Annotated in this window: 17 protein-coding genes; 11 read left to right on the plus strand and 6 right to left on the minus strand. The window is 67.2% G+C overall.

Annotation, left to right across the window (positions count from 1 at the left end):
* Nucleotides 1–44 precede the first annotated feature (44 nt).
* Entirely contained in the window at nucleotides 45–644 is a 600-nt protein-coding gene (locus ALI144C_RS51130; RefSeq protein WP_076994507.1) for an ANTAR domain-containing response regulator, read from the plus strand.
* Here ALI144C_RS51130 and ALI144C_RS51135 read toward each other — a convergent pair.
* On the minus strand, nucleotides 637–2,205 hold the full coding sequence (locus ALI144C_RS51135) for a hypothetical protein (RefSeq protein WP_076994508.1): 1,569 nt from the start codon (nucleotides 2,203–2,205) through the stop codon (nucleotides 637–639). The genes ALI144C_RS51130 and ALI144C_RS51135 overlap by 8 nt on opposite strands.
* A gap of 465 nt (nucleotides 2,206–2,670) precedes the next feature.
* Here ALI144C_RS51135 and ALI144C_RS51140 point away from each other — a divergent pair, with 465 nt between their 5' ends.
* The 7 genes from ALI144C_RS51140 (at nucleotide 2,671) to ALI144C_RS51170 (ending at nucleotide 9,703) form a co-directional block, all read left to right on the plus strand.
* Nucleotides 2,671–3,912, plus strand: a complete 1,242-nt coding sequence (locus tag ALI144C_RS51140) for a branched-chain amino acid ABC transporter substrate-binding protein (protein WP_076994509.1) — start codon at nucleotides 2,671–2,673, stop codon at nucleotides 3,910–3,912.
* A 104-nt stretch (nucleotides 3,913–4,016) separates the two neighbouring features.
* Complete coding sequence (locus ALI144C_RS51145) at nucleotides 4,017–4,934, plus strand: branched-chain amino acid ABC transporter permease (protein ID WP_076994510.1); 918 nt, start codon at nucleotides 4,017–4,019, stop codon at nucleotides 4,932–4,934.
* Complete coding sequence (locus ALI144C_RS51150; RefSeq protein ID WP_076994511.1) at nucleotides 4,931–6,673, plus strand: branched-chain amino acid ABC transporter permease; 1,743 nt, start codon at nucleotides 4,931–4,933, stop codon at nucleotides 6,671–6,673. The genes ALI144C_RS51145 and ALI144C_RS51150 overlap by 4 nt, the downstream gene beginning before the upstream one ends.
* Complete coding sequence (locus tag ALI144C_RS51155) at nucleotides 6,670–7,506, plus strand: ABC transporter ATP-binding protein (protein ID WP_076994512.1); 837 nt, start codon at nucleotides 6,670–6,672, stop codon at nucleotides 7,504–7,506. Before ALI144C_RS51150 ends, ALI144C_RS51155 begins: the two co-directional genes overlap by 4 nt.
* Entirely contained in the window at nucleotides 7,503–8,216 is a 714-nt protein-coding gene (locus ALI144C_RS51160; RefSeq protein ID WP_076994513.1) for an ABC transporter ATP-binding protein, read from the plus strand. The genes ALI144C_RS51155 and ALI144C_RS51160 overlap by 4 nt, the downstream gene beginning before the upstream one ends.
* A 129-nt stretch (nucleotides 8,217–8,345) precedes the next feature.
* Nucleotides 8,346–9,137 (plus strand): alpha/beta hydrolase family protein, encoded by a 792-nt coding sequence (locus ALI144C_RS51165; RefSeq protein ID WP_076994514.1) that lies wholly within the window; start codon nucleotides 8,346–8,348, stop codon nucleotides 9,135–9,137.
* A 59-nt stretch (nucleotides 9,138–9,196) separates the two neighbouring features.
* Nucleotides 9,197–9,703, plus strand: coding sequence for an SgcJ/EcaC family oxidoreductase (locus ALI144C_RS51170; protein ID WP_076994515.1), 507 nt, complete (start codon nucleotides 9,197–9,199; stop codon nucleotides 9,701–9,703).
* Here the strand turns inward: ALI144C_RS51170 and ALI144C_RS51175 are convergent.
* Together ALI144C_RS51175 and ALI144C_RS51180 are read right to left on the minus strand one after the other, a co-directional pair.
* Complete coding sequence (locus ALI144C_RS51175; protein WP_076994516.1) at nucleotides 9,670–10,593, minus strand: LysR family transcriptional regulator; 924 nt, start codon at nucleotides 10,591–10,593, stop codon at nucleotides 9,670–9,672. The genes ALI144C_RS51170 and ALI144C_RS51175 overlap by 34 nt on opposite strands.
* Complete coding sequence (locus tag ALI144C_RS51180; RefSeq protein ID WP_076994517.1) at nucleotides 10,594–10,980, minus strand: PaaI family thioesterase; 387 nt, start codon at nucleotides 10,978–10,980, stop codon at nucleotides 10,594–10,596.
* 152 nt (nucleotides 10,981–11,132) lie between these two features.
* Here ALI144C_RS51180 and polA point away from each other — a divergent pair, with 152 nt between their 5' ends.
* Nucleotides 11,133–13,820, plus strand: a complete 2,688-nt coding sequence (polA, locus tag ALI144C_RS51185) for a DNA polymerase I (protein WP_083754103.1) — start codon at nucleotides 11,133–11,135, stop codon at nucleotides 13,818–13,820.
* A 237-nt stretch (nucleotides 13,821–14,057) separates the two neighbouring features.
* Here polA and ALI144C_RS51190 read toward each other — a convergent pair whose 3' ends face one another.
* The 3 genes from ALI144C_RS51190 to ALI144C_RS51200 form a co-directional block, all read right to left on the minus strand.
* Entirely contained in the window at nucleotides 14,058–15,242 is a 1,185-nt protein-coding gene (locus tag ALI144C_RS51190) for a multidrug effflux MFS transporter (RefSeq protein ID WP_076994518.1), read from the minus strand.
* Nucleotides 15,239–15,709, minus strand: a complete 471-nt coding sequence (locus ALI144C_RS51195) for a MarR family winged helix-turn-helix transcriptional regulator (protein ID WP_237774703.1) — start codon at nucleotides 15,707–15,709, stop codon at nucleotides 15,239–15,241. The genes ALI144C_RS51190 and ALI144C_RS51195 overlap by 4 nt, the downstream gene beginning before the upstream one ends.
* 78 nt (nucleotides 15,710–15,787) lie before the next feature.
* Complete coding sequence (locus ALI144C_RS51200) at nucleotides 15,788–16,552, minus strand: TetR/AcrR family transcriptional regulator (protein WP_076994519.1); 765 nt, start codon at nucleotides 16,550–16,552, stop codon at nucleotides 15,788–15,790.
* Between the two features lie 74 nt (nucleotides 16,553–16,626).
* Here ALI144C_RS51200 and ALI144C_RS51205 point away from each other — a divergent pair, with 74 nt between their 5' ends.
* Both ALI144C_RS51205 and ALI144C_RS51210 read left to right on the plus strand, forming a co-directional pair.
* Nucleotides 16,627–17,577, plus strand: coding sequence for an ATP-binding cassette domain-containing protein (locus tag ALI144C_RS51205; RefSeq protein ID WP_076994520.1), 951 nt, complete (start codon nucleotides 16,627–16,629; stop codon nucleotides 17,575–17,577).
* Complete coding sequence (locus ALI144C_RS51210) at nucleotides 17,574–18,398, plus strand: ABC transporter permease (RefSeq protein ID WP_076994521.1); 825 nt, start codon at nucleotides 17,574–17,576, stop codon at nucleotides 18,396–18,398. The genes ALI144C_RS51205 and ALI144C_RS51210 overlap by 4 nt, the downstream gene beginning before the upstream one ends.

Here is an 18,398-nt window from a genome sequence, read left to right on the forward strand (position 1 = left end):
CTGCTGTTTCCGGCTTTCGTCACCCTACAGCGAGGAGGACCCCGGTGACCGAGGTGGCTACCGAGGCCCGTGGTGTGCAGCGGCGTGTTCTTGTCGCCGAGGATGAGGCTCTCATCCGTCTTGACCTTGTCGAGATGCTGCACGAGGAGGGCTACGAGGTCGCTGGGCAGGCCGCCGATGGCGAGGAGGCCGTGAGGCTCGCCACCGAACTCAAGCCTGACCTGGTCATTCTTGACGTCAAGATGCCCAAGATGGACGGTATCGAGGCCGCTTCCTCCATCGTCGCCGACCGCGTGGCCCCTGTTGTCATCCTCACCGCCTTCTCCCAGCGGGAGCTCATCGAGCGGGCCAGGGATGCCGGCGCGATGGCTTATCTCGTCAAGCCGTTCGCCAAGCATGATCTTGTTCCGGCCATCGAGCTCGCTGTCAGCCGGTTCTCCGAGATGCAGGCCCTCGAGAACGAGGTCGCCGGGCTCACCGAGCGCCTGGAGACGCGCAAGGTCATCGAGCGCGCCAAGGGCTTGCTCATGTCCAAGCAGAGCCTCACCGAGCCGGAGGCGTTCCGGTGGATCCAGCGGACCGCCATGGACCGGCGTACCACTATGAAGGCTGTGGCTGAGGCTGTTGTCGAAGGCCTCAGCTGATCAGGGATATCTCGAACTGGGTCCATTGGGATTGCTTTTGCTGATCTGCCGGGTGTAATCGGACCGCCAGTGTCTGGGCACCCGGCAATTCGTCCGTCGGCGACATCGTCAGCCTATAAACCCCGCCTACCGCTGGGCCTTCCAAATCCGTCGGTACCGCTGCTATTCGCCTTTCGTTCAGGAACACCTCGAATCCCCTGACCGGTTGGACGTCGTCCGCGTCGCGCTGGCTCAGTGCCGGGTCGAGGTTGATTTCCAACTGGAACGGGGCGTTTGCTGACGCTATTTTTCCAAGGTCCACTCCGTTCACGCCGCGCAGTGCCATGGTCACTGTCGGCATCGCGGGCGCTCGTTGGTCCAGCTCCGGATCCGGCGATCTCTCGGTCGGCGCCGTCCCCACTATCTCCAAATAGGACTCCAGCACCGCCCCCGTCCCCTGGCCCCTGATCACCAACGGGCTCAACGCCGGTGCTTCCCCGGTGAACACGTCCGGCGGCAGCTCCGCCACCAGCGTCACGTCCGCGCCCGCCCTGGCGGGCGAGCCCGGTGTCGCGGGCACCAACGGCAAGGTGCGGTCGGCCAGCTGCAGCGTCATCCCCGCCGGGTCCGTGCCCGCGCCCAGCGTCACCGTGGTGCGCAGGCGGGCTTTTGTCGCGCCGATCAGCGGCTGCCTGCTCACGCCGATGCCGGGTGCGTTCTCCTGCGGTCGCAGCACCCGCTGCACACCCAATGCCGTCGCGAACTCGACCACCTGCTCCGCCGGCTGCACCACCGCCGACATCCCCACCATGTCCAGGTGCACGCGGCTGCGGCGGCCCGGTGGTCCGATCATCCCCAGCAGCACCGTCGACGTCGTCCACGAGGGCACCGCTGAACTCTCCGCCACCATCGAGTCGTCCTGGAACACCTGCAGACCCGCCGGGGTGAACACGATGTCGAACTTGTGGAGCGTTCCGCTGCCGCGCGTGGCCGGGCGGACCGCCGATGGCGTGAACTCGCCATGGTCCGTGATGATCCGGACCCCACTGTCTGAAATGGATACGCGGATCGCCCCGGCCGGCAGCGAGGCCACCGGGTCGCTGCGGGACCCGATCCGGTCCGAAGTCCCTGGTACGAAGTCGAAGTTCAACTGCCCGCGCGGGCCGGCCGCGTCGGTCACCGCGGTCAGCCTGCCGTTTCCGGAAACCAGCCGGAATGCCGCACGCGACCGCAGCACCACGTCGTCGGCCCCGCAGCCGAATTGCACCGCGAGCTGGCCGTGTTTCGCCCCGCCGGGCGAGTTGAGATCGACACAGCCCCGGTATCCCGACACGTGCCACCGCGACCCGGGGACTTCCGCGTGCACCGAGTCGGTCGAGTCGAACTCGTCAGTGTATTCCAGTGCAGATCTGGCTGCCCTGGAAGGCATTCCTGTCACCCGGACGGGTACCGAACGCCTACCGAAGGGGTCCATCGAACGCACCTGGACCTCGTGTTCACGGTTGCCCAGCCCGTCCAACTGGACAACCGGCCTGCCGACGAGGCGGGTCTGCCCGTCCCATTGGACTTCGTACCCCGTCACACCGGCAAGTGGCTGTCCGCCAGGCAACCCGTCCGCCCACGCGAGCCGGAGACGCCCAGGTCCCGGCGACAATCGGACTGGGCCAGGCGGCGGTACGGACTGGGCCGGGCGCGGCGGAATCACTGCGTCGGCGGCGAAACTGGGAAAGCCGGTAACATCCGGCGTAGTGGTTTCGTTGCGTAACAGGATGATCGCGCTCAGAACAAGGGCCGCGCCGATGACCCAAGCGCTTATCCGGGCGCGTCGAGTCACCTCAAGCAGTCTATGCTACGCCAACTGCCAGCAGTTAGAAGGAACTTGAAGTGTCCGCTCAACGTACGCCAACGTTGCGTTCTGGTTACGCTCTCCCAGGGATGGCTGACTGTCGGCTGGTCCATCGCCTAAGTTCCGCCCAGCGCTCCTCGCAGGCGGGGGCGAAATGCGGGTTGCGGATTTACGCGACCCGGCACCGAGGAGGATTGTCTCGTGCGTAAGAAGGTAGCTACAGCTGCTGTACTCGCGGCTGGCGCTCTGTTGATTGCTTCGTGCAGCTCCAATAAAAATGAGGGTGGCTCCTCCGGAAATGCTGCAGGCGGAAATCAGTGCGACACCAGCAAAGGTACTCTGACCATCGGTGTCATCGTTCCGCTGACCGGTGAATTGACCGCCCTCGGTGTCGGTATTCGCAACTCGGCCGACCTCGCCGTCAGCCAGGCGAACGAGAAGTGCACCGTCAAGGGTTACAAGCTGGTCCTCGACCCGCAGGACGACGAGAAGAACCCGCAGAAGGCCAGCCAGGCCGCCACCAAGCTCTCGTCGGACCCCAACGTCGTCGGCGTGATCGGCACCCTGAACTCCTCGACCTCGCAGAACGTCCAGCCGATCCTCTCCAACAAGAAGATCGTGCAGATCTCCCCGGCCAACACCGGCCCGAGCCTGACCCGCGGCGAGCAGTACGGCACGGCGCCCAAGCGCCAGTTCGAGAACTACTTCCGCGTCTGCGCCACCGACGACAACCAGGGCCCGTTCGCGGCCAAGTACCTGGTCGGCAAGGCCGGCAAGAAGAAGATCGCGGTCGTCGCGGACGGCAAGACCTACGGCGAGGGCCTGGCCAACGAGTTCACCACCAAGGCCAAGTCGCTGGGCGCGGAGATCGTGACCCGTGAGAAGGTCGGCGAGAAGGACACCGACTTCTCCGGTGTGATCGGCAAGATCAAGCCGCTGGCCCCCGACGCGGTGTACTACGGCGGCGAGTACGGCGCCGCGGGCCCGTTCTCCAAGCAGCTCAAGGAAGCCGGTCTGCAGATCCCGCTGATGGGCGGCGACGGCATCGTCGACAAGACCTACGCGCAACTGGCAGGCAAGGCATCCGAGGGCGACCTGGCCACCTCCGTCGGCGCCCCGGCTGAGACCCTGCCGGAGGCCAAGGCGTTCATCGACGCCTACGGCAAGAAGTTCCCCAAGGAGGGCTACAGCGCCTACGGCACCATGTCGTTCGACGCGACCAACGCCCTGATCGAGGCCCTGTCCAAGACCCTGGCCAACGCGGCGTGGGGCGAGGACCAGCGCGCGAACCTGATCAAGAACGTCCAGGACTACAAGGGCAAGGGCGCCAACGGCGACGTCGGCTTCGACCAGTACGGCGACAGCACCAACAAGCTGCTGACCGTGTACCAGGTCAAGGACGGTGACTTCAAGAACATCGAGACTGGTCAGGCCGACAAGTAACAGCGGCAATCACACAGGACTGGTGAGCTCCGCCCGATCGGCGGGGTGGTCTGACGGGGGCAGGTCGTTCGAATGGCCTGCCCCCGCCTTGTTGGAGGTAGATTGTGACAACGCTGCTACAGCAGCTGGTCTACGGTTTGATCCTTGGTGGCACCGTCGGATTGATCGCGCTCGGGTACACCATGGTGTACGGCATCGTGCAGCTGATCAACTTCGCGCACGGCGAGATCTTCATGGTCGGCGCGTTCGGCGCCCTCGCGACGTTCACCTGGGTCATTCCCGAGGGTGTCAAGGGAACGTGGTACATCACCCTGCCGCTGATGGTGATCGCCGGTGCGGTGGTGTCCATGGTGATCGCTCTGATCATCGAGCGGCTGGCGTACAAGCCGCTGCGAAACGCGCCACGGCTCGCGCCGCTGATCACCGCGCTCGGCGTGTCGGTCGCGCTCAAGGAAGCCGTCCGGATCTGGTACCCGGGCGCCACGGCGCCGCTGCCGTTCCCCAAGGAGTTCCTGACGGGCAGCATCGAGCTCGGTTCGATCCTGATCCCGAAAACAGGCCTGCTGATCATCGTGGTGGCGGTCGTGCTCACCGTGCTGCTCCAGGTTTACATCAACACGTCGCGGATGGGCCGGGCGATGCGCGCGACCGCGCAGGACCCCGACACCGCCCGGTTGATGGGCATCAACCCCGACCGCACGATCGTGCTGACGTTCGCCATCGGCGCCGTGCTGGCGGGCGTCGCGGGCGTGCTCTACGGCGTGCACATCAACAACATCAGCATCGACATCGGCTTCCAGAACGGCATCTTCGCGTTCACCGCGGCCGTGCTCGGCGGCATCGGCAGCATCCGCGGCGCGGTCATCGGCGGGTTCGTGATCGGCCTGGTCAAGACCATCGCCGGGCAGTACTTCCCCGGCGGGACGCAGTACGACTACGTCTGGATCTTCGTCGTGCTGATCGCTGTGCTGGTCTTCCGGCCGCAAGGTCTGTTCGGTGAGACCGAGAGGGTGCGCGCATGAGCGAGAAGACCTTTTTCACGAACCCGGCGGTCTCCCGTGTGCTCGGCGTGGCCGGTGCGGTGCTCGCGGTCATCGCCGCGATGCTGCCCTGGTCGACGTTCCTGCTCAACAAGGGGGCGTACCCGGACAAGGCCACCTTGCAGTTCTTCGACGCGCCGTTCGAACTGACCGGTTTCCGGTGGGAACTGCTGATCATCGGTGTCGTCGCGCTCGTGTGCGCGGTGGCCAAGGTGCCTGCCCAGCGCCGCGTGCTGCGTGGCCTCGGCGCCGGTATCTTCGCCATCGGCCTGATCAACTTCGGCTTCATCGCCTCCGCGGGCGGTGGCCTCGGCGCGGTCACGGCACTGGACGGCACGTTCGCGTTCGGCAGCGTCGCCGCGCTGGTCGCGGGTGTGCTGCTGGTGCTGGCCACGATCGGCCAGCCGCTGGAGGAGATCCCGCGCTGGAGCACGAAACTCCCGACCCCGGTGGCGTACCTGGGGCTGGTCGTGTCGTTCGCGGCACTGCTCTACGTCGTCTCGCTCACGCTGACCGCGGGTGGTCAGGGCGGCGCGGCGAGCCCGTACTCCGGCCCGATGTTCCTGTCGTTCCTCGGCTTCGCCGGCGGTATGTTCGCCGGAGCGGCCGGCCTCGGTGTCCTGAAGTGGATCTCGCGGCTGTCCGAGCAGCACCGGGTGTTCAGCATCGTCGTGCTGTTGCTGTGCGCGTTGTCGTTGCCGTTCACCGATGCCGGCAGCGAGTACTGGATGACGGTGGCCGCCAACATCGGGGTGTACGCCGCGACCGCCATCGGCCTCAACATCGTGGTCGGCCTCGCCGGTCTGCTCGACCTCGGATACGTGGCGTTCCTCGGCATCGGCGCGTTCGTCGCGGCGAACCTGTCCGGCGCGGCCGCGTCCCAGCTGGGCATCCACCTGCCGTTCTACCTCGTCGTGATCATCTCCGCGGCGATCGCGGGCATCTTCGGCGCCATCGTCGGCTCGCCGACGCTGCGCGTGCGCGGTGACTACCTGGCGATCGTGACGCTGGCGTTCGGTGAGATCTTCCAGATCGCCGCGCGCAACAACATCGGCGGACTGACCGGTGGCTCGAACGCGATGCCGAACATCCCGGCACTGGAGTGGTTCGACGGCACCGCGTTCAACGAGTCGATCACGCTGTTCGGCGCGAAACTGCCGTCCGGGGTGCTGTACTACTTCCTGATCGTGCTGCTGATCGCGGCGGTCATGACAGTGTTCGCGAACCTCAAGAACAGCCGGATGGGCCGGGCGTGGATCGCCATCCGCGAGGACGAGGACGCGGCCCGCGCGATGGGCATCAAGACCGGCCAGGCCAAGATCCTCGCGTTCCTCTGCGGTGCGGTCCTCGCCGGTATCGCCGGTGCGGTGTTCGCGCACAAGACCAGCACGGTCAGCTACGAGAGCTTCCTGTTCATGGAGTCGGTGACGCTGCTCGCGGCGGTCATCCTCGGTGGCATGGGCTCGATCCCCGGCGCTGTGCTGGGTGCGTCGCTGCTGTTCGTGCTGCCGGAGAAGCTGCGGGAGTTCTCCGACTACCGCCTGCTGATCTTCGGTCTCGCGTTGATCCTGATCATGCGGTTCCGGCCGCAGGGCCTCATCCCCGACGCGCACCGCAGAGCGGAGCTCGCCGGTGAGGACGCCGAAGGCCATACGCTGCAAGACAAACCCGGTGGCGACGAACCGGAACAGCCGAAGCCGCAGGAGGTACCGGCGCGATGACTGCTCCGATTCTCAGGGCACAGGACGTCACGATGGTGTTCGGCGGCCTGACCGCGCTGTCGGAGGTCTCGCTGACCCTCGACCGCGGCCAGATCGTCGGGCTGATCGGCCCGAACGGCGCGGGCAAGACCACGTTCTTCAACTGCCTGACCGGCCTGTACACGCCGACCAACGGCCAGGTGCTGCTGGACGGCACGCAGTTGCCGAGCGACCCGGCGCACGTGACGATCGCGGGCATCGCCCGGACTTTCCAGAACATCCGGCTGTTCCCGAACATGACGGCGGTGGAGAACGTCATGGTCGGGCGGCACGCCCGGATGAAGCAGGGACCGATCGCCACGATCTTCCGCGGCCCGAGGTTCCGCAAGGGGGAGACGGACGCACGCACACGGGCCAAGGAGTTGCTGGATTTCGCCGGAATCGGCCGCAGCGGCGACGAGCTGGCGCGCAACCTGCCCTACGGTGACCAGCGGCGGCTGGAGATCGCCCGCGCGCTGGCGACCGACCCGAAGGTGCTGCTGCTCGACGAGCCGACGGCGGGCATGAACCCGCAGGAGACCGAGGCGACCAGGCAGCTGATCTTCAAGATCCGCGACCTCGGCATCTCGGTCGTGGTGATCGAGCACGACACGAAGTTCATCTTCAGCCTGTGCGACCACGTGTCCGTGCTCGTGCAGGGCAAGCTGCTGGTCGAGGGGACGCCGGAGGCCGTGCGGACCGACCCGCGCGTGATCGAGGCGTACCTGGGCAAGCCGCCGGAGGAAGTGCAGGCCGAGGTGCAGCACGCGGCCGAGCTGGTCGGCGAGCACGGTGACAAGGGAGTTGGCCAGTGAGCCCGTTGCTGGAGGTCCGCAACCTCAGCGTCGCCTACGGCGCCATCGAAGCGGTCCGCGACATCTCGTTCTCCGTCGAAGAGGGCCAGATCGTCAGCCTCATCGGCGCGAACGGTGCGGGCAAGACGACCACGCTGCGGACCATCTCCGGTCTGCTGCGCCCGACCCGCGGCGAGGTCCTGTTCCGCGGCAGGCCGATCCACCGGCAGGCCGCGCACGAGATCCTGGCGAGCGGGATCGCGCACTGCCCGGAAGGCCGCAGGCTCTTCGGCCGGATGACGGTCGAGGAGAACCTGCAGCTCGGTGCCTACGTCCGCAATGACACCGGCATCGAAGCCGACATGCAGCGGGTGTACGAGCTGTTCCCGGTGCTCGGCGAACGGCGGCAGAACAAGGCGGGCCTGTTCTCCGGCGGTGAGCAGCAGATGCTGGCGATCGGCCGGGCGATGATGTCCAAGCCGAAGCTGCTGATGCTCGACGAGCCGTCGATGGGCCTGTCGCCGATCATGACCCAGCGGATCTTCGACACCATCAAGGAACTGCAGGCAGACGGCACGACCATCCTGCTGGTCGAGCAGAACGCCTTGGCGGCGTTGGCGTTGTCCGACCGCGGGTACGTGATCGACCTGGGTTCCACCACGCTGGAGGGCCCGGGCCTGGACCTGCTGGCCGACCAGCGGGTGCGTGCCGCGTACCTCGGCGAGGGCTGAGCCGATCACAACCGGCGGTTGTGCGTGACCACAACCGCCGGTTGTGCTCAAGGCTGTCACGGCTGTTGGACGTACCCCCTGACCAGGCTGTTTGCTGGACGCGTCAGCCGAGGACAGGGAGAACACAAAATGGCTATCACGGGTATCGCAGCGGGTGTTCCGTTCGTCGCTCTCGAGCCGGTCGGCGTCGCTGGACCCGCTCCGCTGGTGGTGACCTGGCACCTGATGGACGCGCCGCGGACCGACGTCGCGATGGCGGCGGCACTGCCGATGAACGAGCTTCCGGCGTGGCGCGTGTACCTCGGCCTGCCGATGTCGGGCAGGCGGGCGCTGCCGGGCGGTGACGAGGAGTACTTCGGGCTCGCGATGCAGGACGCGGTGCTCAACGTCTACGGTCCCACCGCCGACCAGGCGGCCACCGAATTCCCCGCCGCGGTGGCGGAACTGCGCGAGCAGCTGTCCATTGCGGACGGCCCGGTGTACGTCGCGGGCGGCTCGGCCGGGTCGATGGTGGCGTACGAGGTCATCACCAGGGGCGACGTCGAGATCGCGGCGGCAGCGGTGGTGAGCCCGGTCACGCAACTGGCTCCGCTGATCGCGGCCAACGAACGGCGGTTCGAGATGGCGTACGCGTGGTCCGAGGAGTCGCGGAAAGTCGCCGAGCACTACGACTTCGTACGCCGGGCGGACGAGATCACGGTGCCGCTGCTGATCATCGTCGGCGAGGACGACGACATCGCGATTCGTGAGCCAGCCTCGTTGGGGCACAAGGCAATCGTGGGCTCCGAGCTCGTCACCATCCCCGGCATGGAGCACGCGCTCGCCGACGACGACGGCAGTGAAGCAGCACCGCGGAACGAGGCCGCCAAGCGCGTCGACGCCGAGTTCACGCGGTGGTTCGCCCAGTACATCCAGGGTTGATCGCGGATCGCAACTCCTGGGGGACGACCCCGCCGCCACGTGCCTGCGAACGTGGCGGCATGAAGGGGAGCAAAGTCGCCGCGATGGTCGGCGCGTTCGTAGTGACACTGGGGATCGGTACCGGCTCGGCGACTGCCGCCGAGAACGACCAGGCGCAGTTCGCGCGGATACTGAAACAGCAGTACGACGCCTGGTACGAGGAGAACGGCGCCAAGTTCGCGGCCACGTTCACCAAGGACGCGGACCTGGTCACGTTCAACGGCGAACACCTCGTCGGCCGCGACGGCATCGCCAAGGGGATGCAGTACTACTTCGACAACCACATTCCCCCGTCGAAGCTGAAGGTGCTGGACGAGCGCGTCCGGTACGCGGGCAGGGACCTGGTCTTCATCGTGCGGACCACGTGCATCATCGAACTACCCGCGACCGACTGCCGGGACGGTTCGCAGTCGCGCAACACCAACGTACTGTCCAAACGGAACGGCCGCTGGGCGCAGGAGTCGTTCCAGAACACCAGGTACGTACCGATCGGTCAACCGGGCAGCCAGGACACCGCCGGGTCGTAGTCGCACCAGCCCTCCGCGCGGCTCGTCCTGCCAGCCAGGGCAAGCAGCTCGCGGAGGGCTGGGCGCTTGTTCTGCTTGTGCCACACGATCGACCACGGGAACAGCGGCAACGGCTTGAACGGCAGCACAACGAGGTTCAGATCGCGCGGCAGATCCATGTCCGCGCCGACGAGCGTGACCCGCGGCTTGCCGTAGCGGGCCTGCTCAAGCGTGTGCCGCAGGTCGTAGCTGTTGCCGCTGTCGTCCACACGCAGCCCCAGGCCCACACAGAGCTGACGGATGTAGGCGCGCCACTCGGTCGGGCCCTTGCCGGACGGCAGCCACAGCCCCTCGTCGGCCAGGTCTTCGATCCGGACTTCCGGCCGGTCGGCCAACGGATGCTCCGGCGGCAGCAGCGCGAGCAGCGGTTCCAGCCGCACGACCCGGTGGTCGAGCGCGTCGGGCAGCGGTCGCACGCCGCCGACGTACCCGAACGCGACGTCCAGATCGCCGTTCAGCAGCGGCTCTGTCGCGTTGTCCAAGCCTTGTTTCGTGCTGCGCTCTACCACCAGCCGCGGGTCGCGCTCGGCCATCTTGCGCAGGATGAACGCGGGCGCGAGCCGGAAGTCGATCAGGTCGAGCCGCAACGGCTGGTCACCCAGCGCCGCCACGGCCGCGTCCGCGACCCGGATCAGTTCACGGGCGTGCGACACGAACCTGCGGCCGTCCTCGGTCAGCTCCACAGCGCGGTTCGTGCGCTGGAACAGCTGCGTGCCGAGCGACTCCTCCAGCCGTTTGATCCGTTTCGACAACGCCTGCTGGGTCAGGAACAACGTGTCCGCCGCCCGGCTGAAGTGCTGCTGGTCGGCGGCCACCACGAACGCCCTGACCTGGGCCAGGTCGAGGTCCACTCAGGAACCCGGGACGGTCTGCAACACCATGCAGGTCAGCCGGGCGGTGCAGGTGCGGCGGTCCTGCTCGTCGGTGAGGACGATCTCCACAGTCACGGTCGTGCGGCCGATGTGCACCGGCGTGGCCACCGCCGTGACGATGCCCTCCCGGACGCCGCGGTGGTGGGTGCAGGACAGCTCCAGGCCCACGGTCGGCTTGCCGTCGGACTGCAGCGCCGCGCACACCGAGCCCGCCGCCTCCGCCAGCACCGCGTTCGCGCCGCCGTGCAGCAGGCCGTACGGCTGGCGGTTGCCCTTGACGGGCATCGTCGCGACCACCCGATCGGGGTTCCAGTCCGTGACCTCGATGCCCATTTTCTCGTTGAGCTGCTCGACCAGCTCGGTCATGGTGGAACCTCCGCGAAATAAGTTTCCTCTAGCAACTACCGCCACCCTAGTGCGGTGTCCGCGGACGTTGCCGGGCCCGGTGAACGTTCGTGGACACCGCACCCGGCAAGGCCGAGTCAAAAGTGTCGGTGGGTCGGCCTAGACTCGGCCGCGTGGCAGACCAGCATCGACTCCTCCTGATAGACGGCCACTCGATGGCCTACCGTGCGTTCTACGCCCTGCCGAAGGAGAACTTCCAGACCGGCACAGGGCAGCACACGAACGCCGTCTTCGGCTTCACCTCGATGCTGATCAACCTGATGCGTGACGAGAAGCCGACGCACATCGCGGTCGCGTTCGACCTCTCGCGCAAGACGTTCCGCAGTGAGAAGTTCACCGAGTACAAGGCCAACCGGAGCGCCACGCCGGACGAGTTCAAGGGCCAGGTCAGCCTGATCGAGGACGTGCTCGGCGCGTTGAAGATCCCGATGCTGACCAAGGAGAACTACGAGGCCGACGACATCATCGCCACCCTCGCCACCCAGGCCGAGGCCGAAGGCGGGTACGACGTCCTGATCTGTACCGGCGACCGCGACGCGCTGCAGCTGGTCACCGAGCACACGACCGTGCTGTACCCGTCGCGTGGCGTGTCCGAGATGACCCGGTTCACCCCGGAGGCGGTGCTCGCCAAGTACGGCCTGACGCCCGCGCAGTACCCGGACTTCGCGGCGCTGCGCGGCGACCCGTCGGACAACCTGCCCAAGATCCCCGGCGTCGGCGAGAAGACGATCACCAAGTGGATCCAGGAGTACGGATCGCTCGACGACCTGATCGACCAGGTCGACAAGGTCAAGGGCAAGGTCGGCGACAACCTGCGGGCGAACCTGTCGTCGGTGGTGCTCAACCGCGAGCTCACCCAGCTGGTGCGGGATCTCGACCTGCCGGCCAAGCCCGTGGACCTGACCGCGCAGGCGTGGGACCGGGACGCGGTGCACCGGCTGTTCGACGAACTCGAGTTCCGGGTGCTGCGCGACCGGCTGTTCCAGACCCTCGCCGCGCCCGAGCCCGAAGCGGAATCCGGCTTCGAAGTCAAGGCGTCGGCCATCCAGGAGGGTGAACTCGGCGCGTGGCTGGCCGAGCACGCGCCGGCCGGAAAACGCACTGGCCTGGCGTTTCGCCACGTCGGCGCCCCCGGCGCGGTCGACCTGCAGTCGATCACGGTGGCCGGGGTCGACGGGGATGGAACCTTCATCGACGTCACGGCGTTGCGTGAAGAGGACGAGCGCGCGCTCACGGCGTGGCTTGCCGACCCCGCTGTGCCCAAGGTGGCCCACGCCGTGAAACTGGCGCTGCACGGGCTCGCCCAGCGCGGGTGGGAGCTCGGCGGGCTGGCGATGGACACCGAGCTGGCCGCGTACCTGGTCCGGCCGGGGCAGCGCTCCTTCTCCCTCGACGACCTCGTGCTCCGGCACCTGAAGCGTGAGCTGCGCGTCGAGGAGGTCGAGGGCGAGCAGCAGCTGTCGATGTTCGACGAGGCCGACGAGAACGAGAAGCTCGCCGCCACGGAGGTCGTGCGGGCGCGGGCCGTCGCCGAGTTGGCCGAGGCGCTGCTCACCGAGGTCGAGTCCACCGGCGGCGCGAAGCTGCTCGCCGAGATGGAACTGCCGTTGCTGCAGGTGCTCGCCGAGATCGAGGGCATCGGGATCTGCATCGACACCGAGCACCTCGCCTCCCTGGAGGCGCACTTCGCCTCGCGGGTCAAGCAGGCCGCGCAGGAGGCGTACGGCGTGATCGGCAAGGAGATCAACCTCGGCTCGCCCAAGCAGCTCCAGGTGGTGCTGTTCGACGAGCTGCAGATGCCGAAGACGAAGAAGACCAAGACCGGCTACACCACCGACGCGGACGCGCTGACCACCCTGTTCGAGACCACCGAGCACCCGTTCCTGCAGCACCTGCTCGAGCACAGGGACGCGACCCGCCTGAAGACCACTGTGGACGGGCTGATCAAGTCGGTCGCCGACGACGGCCGGATCCACACCACGTACAACCAGACCATCGCGGCGACCGGCCGGTTGTCGTCGCAGGACCCGAACCTGCAGAACATTCCGATCAGGACGGACGAGGGCCGCCGCATCCGCGACGCGTTCGTGGTCGGCGCGGGGTACTCCGAACTGATGACGGCGGACTACTCGCAGATCGAGATGCGCATCATGGCGCACCTGTCGCACGACGAAGGCCTGGTCGAGGCGTTCAACTCCGGCTTCGACTTCCACGCCGCCACCGCCGCGCACGTGTTCTCGGTCGAGCCGACCGAGGTCAGCGGCGCGCAGCGGGCCAAGGTCAAGGCGATGAACTACGGCCTGGCGTACGGCCTGTCCGCGTACGGCCTGTCCCAGCAGCTGCGGATCTCCACCGAGGAGGCCCGTGGCCTGATGGAGGAGTACTTCGAGCGGTTCGGCGGGGTCCGCGACTACCTGACGTCCATTGTGGACAAGGCGCGCCGCGAGGGCTACACCGAGACGATCTTCGGCCGCCGCCGCTACCTGCCGGACCTGAACTCCGACAACCGGCAGCGCCGCGAGATGGCCGAGCGGATGGCGTTGAACGCGCCGATCCAGGGCAGCGCGGCCGACATCATCAAGGTCGCGATGCTCAACGTCCAGGCCAAGCTCAAGCAGTCCGGGCTCAAGTCGCGGATGCTGCTGCAGGTCCACGACGAACTCGTGCTGGAAGTCGTGGCCGACGAGAAGAAAGCGGTCGAGGACCTGGTTCGCGAGGGCATGGGCAACGCCTACCACCTCGACGTCCCGCTGGACGTGTCCGTCGGTTTCGGCCGCTCGTGGAACGACGCCGCCCACTGATGCGGTGACGGCAACCGTTGCCTGGTCGTCGGCGCGGTTGGGCAACGGGCGCCGAGGCGATGTCTCCGACGCGGTGCTGACCGGGAACGCCGTGTACAGGTTCGACATGGCCGTCGCCGACCGCGGACCGGCTGGCCATGACCGCCTTCAGGTCCGCGGGGATCCGCGGCGCGTCCGGCGTGATCTCCAGTGCGACCTCGATGCCGTCTCTGGCGGTTTGCCGCCCGTGGAGCGAGATCAGACGCCGGATCGCTTGCCTCGGTATGCCGCGACTGTGGCCAGGGCGAGGCATCCGGCCAGAAGTAGCGCCATCGGCAGGGCACTCGTCGTACCGAACAGGCCCACCAGCGGGGAGATCGCGCCGCCAAGCAGGAACTGGCCGCCGCCAAGCAGCGCCGAGGTGGCGCCGGGAAGATCGCGGCCGGTTTCCTGCACAACGGTGGTCACGGCAGGGAAGAACACCCCGAAAGCCGTGATCATCGTGAACAGGCACACCCACACGCTCACCAGCGAGCCGCCTGCGGCGAGGAGCAGGCCAACCAGGACGGTGGTCGAGCCGAGAGCGCCTGCCAGCCCCGCCAGCAGCAGCCGCGGCGCGCCGAACCGGCCGACGAGTCGTCCGAAAAGGACACTTCCGGCCATCGTGCCGAGCGCGTTCACGCCGTAGATCACGCTGGTCTGGGTCCCTGACGCGCCGTAGATGTCCTGAAGGACGAACGTCGAGCCGGCGATGTACGTGAACACCGCGGCGGCGCCGAAGCCCAGGCTGAGGATGTGCCACCGGAGGGTCGAGCGCTTGGTCAGGCTGCCCATGGCGGTCATGGTTTTCCATGGCCTCAACCGTTGTCGTGGGGCGGACTCCGGGACCCACAGCAGTACACCCAGTACCTGCAACGCTCCGATGACTGCGAGCGCCACGAACACCATGCGCCACGACGACACCGCCAGGATGGCTCCGCCCAGCATCGGCGCCAGGATCGGGGCTGCGGACGTGATGGCGCCGAGCGTCGAGAACTTCTTGGCCGCGGCGATACCGTCGTACAAGTCGGTTATCACCGCGCGTGCGACGACCATTCCCGCCGCGCCTGTCACGCCTTGGCAGAACCGTGCGGCGTTGAGCACCTCGATCGACGGCGCCACCGCGCACACTGCCGACAGCACCGCGAACAGGGCCGCGCCCGTCAACAGCACCGGTCTGCGGCCCACCGCGTCGCTCACTGGCCCCAGCACGAGTTGGCCGACGACCACACCTACGAGGAACGCGGTCATCGACAACTGCGCGGCCGAGGGGGTTGTGTTCAGCGACTTGGTGAGGTCCGGCAGACCGGGGATGTACATGTCGGTCGCGAGGGGGGACACGCCGGTCAGCACTGCGAGGACCAGGAGCAGCGCGGTGCCTGGGCGTGTCTGCGTTGCCGTCATTGCGGTGCTGTCGCGCCCAGGCCGCTGGGCTCGGGGTTGTCAGCGACCGCTGTGAGCAAATCCGCCGCGACACGGAGGATGGCACGCTCGGCTGGCGTCAACGTGTCGCGGAGGGTCGTTGCCAGCCAGGCGGTGCCGTCGTGGACGTGCTCGGCCAACGCTTCACGTCCGCGCTCGGTGATGGTGATCGTCTGTTGCCTCCGGTCTTCCTCGTCGCGCGAGCGCGTTACGAAACCGGCTTCTGCCAAGGAGTTCACCGGACGCGTCAACGATTGCGGCTGCAGACCCTCGATCGCGGCCAGCGTGGTCATGGTCAGCGGTCCGCTGTGCCGCAGGTTGGCCAGCACGGACGCGCCGACTCTCGTCAGTGCCTCGTCGCGGCCGGGGTGCTGCATGCGCAGACGTTGTGCCACGCGAGACACCGACCAGCGCAGGGCTTGTGCGGTTTCCCAGCTCTCATCCGCCACGATTACGAAGCTAACGCTTAGCTTATCTCTCGTCAAATGCGCAGATGAGCGCGCAAAAACTACGCTGTTGCGTAGTAACTAGGGTGTCCTGCGTGAGTTGATGAGGACTTCGATGCCGTCCAGTGCGCGCCCCAGGCTGTAGTCGAACGACGACGTCATGGCTTCCTCGAACGTGGTCCAGTCCAGGGCGAGCATGTTCGGGTAGTCGCCCGTGGTCATGATTTTCTCCAGGTACGGCGTGTGCGCCGCCCAGTAGTCCTCGTCGCTCGTGCCGGTTCGCTCGGCGGCCTGGGACGCTTCGATTACCGCGAGGGTCGTGCTGGTCACGACGCCGTCGATGAGGCTGATCGTGTTGAGCTTCTCCACGTCGGTGAGGCCGGTGTCGCGTAGCGCTCCTATGTAGCGGTCGAAGCTCTTCAGCGCGTTGGGGCCGACCAGGGGTCGCGCTTGGGAAATCTGCAACAGCCATGGGTGACGCATGTACAGGTCGCGGCCGCTGTGCGCTATCGAGGTCAGCTTGTCGCGCCAGGTCGCGCTTTCCAGCTCCGCCATCTGATCTTCGGTGATCGCGTTGGCCACCGCGCGGTCGAGGATCACGTCGATCAGTTCCGCCTTGCTCGGCACGTAGCGGTACAGCGACATCGTGCCCACGCCGAGCTTGGTGGCGACGCGCCGCATCGACAGCGCGGCCAGGCCTTCCTCGTCGGCCAGTTCGATCCCCGCCGCCGCGATCCCGTCCACGGTCAGCGACGGTTTCGGCCCTCGGCTCGGCCGCTCGTCCAGTCCCCACAGCAGGCGCAGGCTGGCCGTGACGTCGCCGCTGCCGGTGTATTCGGTAGCCATCTTGCGTAGATCATAGAACTGGGTACAGTGTACGACGTTTAGGGTACAGTGTACCCAGTTAGGGGGTAACGCAGATGAATCACGCGGTTCTCGCCGAAGGACTCCGCAAGTCGTACAAGGACAAGAACGCTCTGGACGGGTTTGACCTGGTCGTTGCCGAGGGCACGGTGTGCGGGCTGCTCGGCCCGAACGGCGCGGGCAAGACCACGGCCGTGCGCGTGCTGACGACGTTGCTGACGTTCGACGCCGGGCGCGCCGAGGTCGCCGGGTTCGACGTGGTCAAGCAGGCCGCCGAGGTCCGCTACCGGATCGGCCTCAACAGCCAGGAAGCCGCGATCGACGAGATCCTCACCGGACGGGACAACCTGGTGATGTTCGGCCGCCTGTTCCACCTCAGCGCCAAGGTGGCGCGCCGTCGCGCGGACGAACTGCTCGAGCAGTTCAACCTCACCGACGCCGCGCACAAGTCGCCCAAGCAGTACTCCGGCGGGATGCGTCGGCGTCTTGACCTGGCCGCGAGCTTGATCATGGCGCCGTCCGTGCTGTTCCTGGACGAACCGACAACCGGCCTTGACCCGCGCAACCGCAACGAGGTCTGGAACACGCTGCGGACACTCGTCGACGGCGGCACCACGCTGCTGCTGACCACGCAGTACCTCGACGAGGCCGACCAGCTGGCCGACCGGATCGCGGTGATCGACAGCGGCAAGGTGATCGCCGACGGCACACCGGCGCACCTCAAGTCGCAGATCGGCGGTGACCAGATCGACGTCGTCCTGCACGACCAGCAGGACCTGCCGAAAGCGGCCGAGCTCGTCGAACGGGTGGCCAAGCAGCCGCCGGAGATCGACGAGGACAACCGCCGGATCTCCGCGCCGGTGAGCAACCGCGTCGTGGCGTTGACCGAACTGGTCGGCGTGCTGGCCTCAGCCGGGATCGACGTCGAGGACATCGGTGTGCGCAGGCCGACGCTCGACGAGGTCTTCCTGCGCCTGACCGGTCACAAGACGGAGGTGGCGGCATGATCCTCACTCCGGTGATCCCGCGGACCACGGGGGAACGCGTCCGGTGGGGCGTCCTCGACGCCTGGGTGGTCACCCGGCGGCACTTCACGCACCTGATCCGCCGCCCGGTGCAGATCATCAGCGGGCTGCTGTTCCCGATCGTGTCCGTGCTGCTGTTCGGCTATGTGTTCGGCAGCGCGATGCAGGTGCCGGGCGGGGGCGACTACCGGGAGTTCCTGATGCCCGGCATGTTCGGGCAGACCATGGTGTTCGGCATCGGCGTGACGATGGCGGCGATGATCACCGACAAGGAACGCGGCATCACCACCCGGTTCCGGTCCATGCCGATGGCGCGCTCCGGCGTGGTCGTCGGGCGCAGCCTCGCCGACATGCTGAGTTCGGTGCTCGACCTGGTCGTGCTCATCCTCTGCGGCGTGCTGGTCGGCTGGCAGTGGCATCGCGGGTTCGGCCCGCTGCTCGGTGCGCTCGGCCTGCTGCTGTTGCTGCGGTTCGCCGTGATCTGGGTGGGCATCTACATCGGTCTGGTGCTGCCGAACACGGAGAGCGCGGCCGGGGTCTACGGGCTGCTGTTCCCGGTGACGATGATCGCCAACACGTTCGTCGCGCCGCAGATGATGCCGGGCTGGCTCGGCGCGATCGCGGACTGGAACCCGTTGTCGGCCACGGTCGGCGCGGCACGGGAACTGTTCGGCAACCCGGGCCTCGGCGGCGACAGCTGGGCGGCGAACAACCCGGTGCTGCTCGCGGTGATCTGGCCCGTCGTGCTGGTGGCGATCTTCCTTCCGCTGTCGGTTCGGAAGTACCGCATGCTCGGTCGTTAG

Source organism: Actinosynnema sp. ALI-1.44 (assembly GCF_001984155.1).
Taxonomy (GTDB): Bacteria; Actinomycetota; Actinomycetes; order Mycobacteriales; family Pseudonocardiaceae; genus Kibdelosporangium.